The following is a 5,656-nucleotide window of genomic DNA, read 5'->3' as shown; positions in this document are numbered from 1 at the left end:
ACAGGTCAGCATTCGAATAATGCTGAGTTACCTCCCAGCGTCGTTCGCACAGCGTGGCCAAACGCGCACGCGTGGCCGTTCGCGTAGCGTGGCCAAAAGGCCAAAAGGCCAAGGCCAAAGCCTGTGCCACAAAGCTGACTGCTGACTGCTGACTGCTGACTGCTGACTGCTGACTGCTGACTGCTGACTGCTGACTGCTGACTGCTTACCTTCTGCAAGAAGTCTCATGACTAATTTCTTGAATTCAAACCTTCCATCTACTCAACCCCTACCCCAGGTAATTGCTAATCACATTGCTACAGCACCTAAGCAGCGAATTACCTTTGCCCAGTACATGGACTTAGCACTATACCATCCACAGCTAGGTTACTACGCTTCTCGTGCAGTTAACATTGGTTCATCAGGAGACTTTTTCACCTCACCCCACCTAGGAAAAGACTTCGGGGAATTACTTGCTGAACAGTTTGCCCAAATGTGGGATATCCTCGGACAACCTAATCCCTTTACCCTGATGGAAATGGGAGCAGGACAGGGACTCCTAGCCGCAGATGTTCTAGTTTACTTGCACCAGCACTACCCAGATTGCTATGGTGCGGTAAATTACATCATTGTGGAAAAGGCAACAGCAATGATTGCTCAACAGAAGCAGCTGTTGTTGAAACTAAACCTACCTAGACTGGACAATCACCAGCACTCGTTACCTGTGCGGTGGTGTTCTTGGGAAGAAATACAAGACAATTCCCTGACTGGTTGCTGTTTTTCTAACGAATTGGTTGATGCGTTACCGGTACATCAAGTTGTGCTGCAAGCAGGAGATCTGAAAGAAATCTATATCGCAACTGTTGAACAGGATGGCGATGACATTAAGTTTGTAGAAGTTTTAGATACCCCTTCTACACCCCAACTGAGAGAGTATTTTGATTTGGTAGGTATTGATTTGTTCTCTGGTTCCTATCCAGAGGGCTATCGCTGTGAGGTGAATCTCGCTGCACTGGATTGGATTAAAACGGTTGCGAAACGGTTAAACCAGGGATTTGTCCTAACCATTGATTATGGCTATCCAGCCCAAAAGTATTATTTGCCAGCCCGTGATCAGGGAACATTACAGTGTTATTATCGCCACCGGCACCATAATAACCCCTATAGTTATATCGGGCAACAAGACATTACTGCTCATGTGGATTTTACTGCCCTAGAGCGACAAGGAGAGTTATGTGGTTTGGGTAAGGTAGGTTTCAGCAAGCAAGGGTTGTTTCTAATGGCATTGGGGTTAGGCGATCGCATAGCTGCCCTTTCTGATCCTAGAGAAAGGGGAAATGCGAACGCAACAGCACAGGATGTGATCAAGATTATGCAGCGTCGCCAACGGTTACACCAGTTGATCGATCCCACTGGATTGGGTGGCTTTGGGGTTTTAATTCAAAGTAAGGGATTAACGCCATCAGCAGAAGGGGTTGCCCTTAAGGGGTTGACGGTACCACCGATCAGCTAATAGGGCTGGGCGCGGGGAGATGGGGAGATTTTTATTAAGGGTAATTATCGGTTCTCATAGTAATCAGGTAAACAAGATTTTTTCCCAATTTCCAATTCCCGATTCCCGATTCCCAATTCCCGATTCCCTAAAATCCCAAATCCTACATATCACAACTGAAGTTCCCCCAAAGTTTGAACTACTCGAAACCTCAATCCCAAGCTCTGTGGCGTTCCTAGGCTTGTCGGTACTTATTGCTACTGGGTACAGTCTTATTGAGAATGCTCACAACGTTTATCTGAAGGGCGTTTGAGCGATGCAGAGGTGCGACCCGTGGCGAATTTAATTCGCCTACGGAAAACGCACCATTACGGTCTTGGGGAGCCAGTGCGGTCTTGGGGGTCTCCCCCATGAGCAACTGGCGTGGTTTCCCCCACTCGCGCTTTGCATCAAGAAGCGATTTGGTTCTCAAATAAAAATGCGACCAGTGCCTATAGTTGGATTATATTCCAATTGCAGACATACTTCAAGAACCAACATGGGTACACAATTTTTGGGCTCAATCGCTATATCCCTTATGGGGAGAGCTTTTAACTAGTATAGTAGTACAAATGAACGGGGGAACTTCAGTCACAAAAAATTCACACTTGTTTTAGATAGTGTATTTGTTGAATCTTGGCTAGAGGCGATTCATGCACCAATCGCCTCGTTACTTATATTTAGGCTAGTTTTCAGTCAACTAATCCCACCGAGGTAAGCATTCAGCCGTCAGCTGTCAGCCGTGAGCTTAAAATAAACCTCTTTCGTGAGAATTTAATAGTTCGAGATTTTACAGAATTGAAAGTTTGGGGAAAAGCCCATTGCCCATTGCCCATAGGCCCACGCTACGCTAACAGCTTTCCGTACAGAGATTAAACGAAGCTTACCTATGCAAGCTGAAAGCTGATGGCTGATAGCTGAATGCTTACCCACCGAGTAATCAGATTAGAAAATTTTTTCTGGATGAATAAACTGGTAACCTGCATCAATTATCTTTTTATTTGACACTCGGGCATTGTAAGGTCGGGCTTTAGTAACGGATGAATCCCAGGATACGGGGGGTAAGTTGTGCTGTTTAAATACTTTTTCAAGCAATTCTTGATAAGTCAGGATTTGATCATCTACTAGATTATATATCCCTTGCAGTTGGTGAGAACGGACAAATTCTATCCCACCCACTATGTCATCTAGATGAATCCAATTGGTGACTTCTTGACCCGAACCCTCACGAGTAGTACCTGCGAATCGACCAAATATTTTGACTAGTTCCCGCTTCGGACCATAAATTCCTCCCAGACGCAGGATACAAACCTTCAGATTAGGATTGGATGCTGATAGTAATACCTGCTCAGTTTCTGCCAGAATTTCATAATTTGGACTCGCGGGAGCAATCGGTGATGTTTCGTCTACCCAGCCTCCCTGTCGATCACCGTACACAGCATAGCTTCCCGTGTAAATTAGCTGTCGTACCGTAGGAGCGTTTTTGAGCACAGAAACTAAGGTTTGGGCTGTGTCTAAGTAGGCTTCTTGATAGACCTTGCCATTGGCAGCACCCACAGACAGAAGAATAATCTCCTGGTTTTTCACTACCGATTCGAGACCAATAGGGTCGTTTCCTTTAACCACAACCACTCGGTCAGCAATTGTTTCTAGTTCTCGGACCCGCTCAGGGGTAGTAGTGGTTACTGTAGTGGATAACCCTAACTCTTGATGCCAAAGGTGAGCAACAGCACTACCCACGTATCCACAACCAATGATTGCTACATTCATAGCTCGTATGTTTTAAAATTCGATTATTATAAAAAATCTTACCTTCGCGCAAGCTTTACCCGGGTGTATCTCAATGCATGAAATTAGGCAAAAATTCCCGCGCCCCCGCCCCACACTTCCCGCGCCCCCGCCCCACACTCCCCTCCTTTTTTACAAATATGAGATGCACCCGCTTTACCCCTTGGGTCTTTCCTTGAAAACCCCGTCTTTTTCAAGGGGGGATGAAACGTGAGCGTGTAGGGCGGTTTAATTATTTTAGGTCAAGTAGCTGAGACTATTGTTCGCGTAGCGTGGCCAAAGGCCAATAAAATTTACCATAAATTTGTCATTATTTGATCAATAAAACAACTAGTGGAGTAATGGCAGTATTAAATAATAAGATGAAATTGATTATTCGTCAAAGCTATGGGTTTAGAAATTTTTATAATCTGAGGGAAAAGCTGTTAGCTTGCTTGTTTATAGCAATTATCATAGCTATGAGGTACACAATTTCGGGATTTTAGGGAACAGCGGATCTGGGAACAGCGGATCTGAGAAGAGAGAAGAGGGAATAAGGAATAGCGATGCGCTACATCAAGACAGGGAATCAACGTCAAAGAATACTGTACCTCATAACTGCGATAAACGCTATAAATAAGCTTAGCTTATCACCACAGGGACCGAAGAGCCCAATTATTTAAAAATAAGTTAAAAAAACAATAAATTATTGCCCAAATCCTTCCTCCGTAGAGTAAAGTAAAAAGTATCGCCAGAGATAGGGTACTGCGTAATCCTTGCCTAACAATTTGGTCACCTAGGTCGGCTTAGAAGCAAACAACTAGTTAGCTATCAACAGCCGGAGAAACAAGTTACAGCAGGGAATGCGGAAAACTGGGTCAATAAGACCTAAAACCCTTCGGGAGATTTGCCCTAAGTGCTTGGTTGGTATAAACCTATCAGCTTATGGCGAGTCGATGAACCGAGAATCCCCCGTGCGAGCAATCCCTCGCACGGGGGAATGTCAAGATAGAAAAATTTAGCTATCAGCAAGCCCCAAGTCTATATGGCTCGCTACACTCGTTCCATTAAAATCACTATTTCCCTTGATCGTCTTCTACCGTTACTGATTGAGGTTCTAAAATCCTGCCATTTTGAGATTCTCTACGAGAGTGATGACTATATAATGGCAAGAGAGAGTCCGGATAATATATCCTTTACCAAGCTGGTTACAGTGGACGTATTGATTGACAAATCGAAAGCCACTGAGCAACAAGTGCCCATAAATTTTGTCGTCAAAAATGAAGAGTTACCTCTACAGGTTAATAACCATTGTCGGCAAATGTTTGAGCTACTTCAAGAGGCAGTTAATAACAATCCCGATTGGCAAATTGTGGAGGAGCTAGCTACTTAACAAGTAAGTAATCAGTAATCAGTAATCAGCAATCAGCAATCAGCTATCAGCTATCAGCTATCAGCAATCAGCTATCAGCTATCAGCTATCAGCTATCAGCTATCAGCTATCAGCAATCAGCAATCAGCTATCAGCTATCAGCTATCAGCTATCAGCTATCAGCAATCAGCAATCAGCTATCAGCTATCAGCAATCAGCTATCAGCTATCAGCAATCAGCAATCAGCAATCAGCAATCAGCAATCAGCTATCAGCTATCAGCTATCAGCTATCAGCTATTGAATAGCTTTTGAATAAAATAGGTTTATTTTAAGCAGCTCAAGTAGCTTGGCCATTCCCGTAGCGTGGCCAACGGCTGACCGCTGACGGCTGAGCGCTGACCGCTGAGCGCTGACCGCTGAATGCTTACGTTAACAACCTAGCTAGTTAACAATAGTTTTAAAAACATCTTCTCCATTGTAGCTCGCTACCAGCTGCATTTTTAAAGGACCAGCTGTGTAGGCAGTTTCTTGCGCAATAGCTTTGACATTAAGGGGTTGACTATACTGCTCCAGCTGCTCAATAAAGTTGGTTAGGGTGGTCAGCCGACCATCTCCGACTTGGATATCACCCAAAATCCCAGCGCGACGAGCACGGAACTCAGAGGCTGCCAACAACTGATCGAGCCGCTTCCGAATTTGCTCATTGGTCATAGTTGAGGGATTAGTTGAGATGGTAGCAAGGACATCACCCCCCTTAAAGACAACCTGATTGAGGGCTGCATCTGCAAATACTTGTATTGATTTTTCCCCCTCAACGTAGTTACCCGCTGAGAGAATTCGCACCACGTAGTCTCTACCATCTTTAATCTGCTGGATTAACTGATCTACTTGTGCTTGAGTAATTTGCACCAGTGGCTCTTGGAAATTACTGCTACTAGCACGGGTAATGTCTACAGCTGTCTTATTAGCTTGGCTCAACAGTTGATCAACAGCTTGATTTACGGCT

6 protein-coding genes and 1 pseudogene are annotated in these 5,656 nt (G+C 44.6%); 4 read left to right on the top strand and 3 right to left on the bottom strand.

Annotated features, from left to right (window positions below; translation table 11 throughout):
* Positions 1 to 27: 27 nt before the first annotated feature.
* Positions 28 to 228: a hypothetical protein gene (locus F6K20_RS22035; RefSeq protein ID WP_287296023.1), complete on the bottom strand. Its 201-nt coding sequence runs from the start codon at positions 226 to 228 to the stop codon at positions 28 to 30.
* Between F6K20_RS22035 and F6K20_RS22030 the strand changes: the two genes are divergently transcribed.
* Both F6K20_RS22030 and F6K20_RS22025 read left to right on the top strand, forming a co-directional pair.
* Positions 227 to 1,492: a class I SAM-dependent methyltransferase gene (locus F6K20_RS22030; protein ID WP_287296021.1), complete on the top strand. Its 1,266-nt coding sequence runs from the start codon at positions 227 to 229 to the stop codon at positions 1,490 to 1,492. The two genes, F6K20_RS22035 and F6K20_RS22030, sit on opposite strands and share 2 nt — an antisense overlap.
* 19 nt (positions 1,493 to 1,511) lie before the next feature.
* Positions 1,512 to 1,784 (top strand): hypothetical protein, encoded by a 273-nt coding sequence (locus tag F6K20_RS22025; protein ID WP_008187697.1) that lies wholly within the window; start codon positions 1,512 to 1,514, stop codon positions 1,782 to 1,784.
* 671 nt (positions 1,785 to 2,455) lie between these two features.
* Here the strand turns inward: F6K20_RS22025 and F6K20_RS22020 are convergent.
* Positions 2,456 to 3,280: an SDR family oxidoreductase gene (locus F6K20_RS22020; RefSeq protein WP_008187698.1), complete on the bottom strand. Its 825-nt coding sequence runs from the start codon at positions 3,278 to 3,280 to the stop codon at positions 2,456 to 2,458.
* Positions 3,281 to 3,600: 320 nt separating this feature from the next.
* Here F6K20_RS22020 and F6K20_RS22015 point away from each other — a divergent pair.
* Positions 3,601 to 3,783 (top strand): annotated as a pseudogene (locus tag F6K20_RS22015) (transposase); the annotation flags it as partial.
* A 539-nt stretch (positions 3,784 to 4,322) separates the two neighbouring features.
* On the top strand, positions 4,323 to 4,670 hold the full coding sequence (locus F6K20_RS22010) for a hypothetical protein (RefSeq protein WP_008187699.1): 348 nt from the start codon (positions 4,323 to 4,325) through the stop codon (positions 4,668 to 4,670).
* 421 nt (positions 4,671 to 5,091) lie between these two features.
* Here the strand turns inward: F6K20_RS22010 and F6K20_RS22005 are convergent.
* Positions 5,092 to 5,656, bottom strand: a 565-nt coding sequence (locus F6K20_RS22005) for a DUF3084 family protein (RefSeq protein ID WP_502708858.1), incomplete at its 5' end; no start/stop codon positions are given.

This window comes from Moorena sp. SIO2C4 (genome assembly GCF_010672485.1).
Lineage (GTDB): Bacteria > Cyanobacteriota > Cyanobacteriia > Cyanobacteriales > Coleofasciculaceae > Moorena > Moorena producens.
Note: the sequence above shows the minus strand (reverse complement) of the source record. Positions and strands in the feature narration are given on the sequence as shown.

Coding starts and splice junctions, on each gene's coding strand:
- F6K20_RS22010 (WP_008187699.1), top strand. CDS start 4,323: ATGGCTCGCTACACTCGTTCCATTAAAATCACTATTTCCCTTGATCGT.
- F6K20_RS22020 (WP_008187698.1), bottom strand. CDS start 3,280: ATGAATGTAGCAATCATTGGTTGTGGATACGTGGGTAGTGCTGTTGCT.
- F6K20_RS22035 (WP_287296023.1), bottom strand. CDS start 228: ATGAGACTTCTTGCAGAAGGTAAGCAGTCAGCAGTCAGCAGTCAGCAG.
- F6K20_RS22030 (WP_287296021.1), top strand. CDS start 227: ATGACTAATTTCTTGAATTCAAACCTTCCATCTACTCAACCCCTACCC.
- F6K20_RS22025 (WP_008187697.1), top strand. CDS start 1,512: ATGGGGAGATTTTTATTAAGGGTAATTATCGGTTCTCATAGTAATCAG.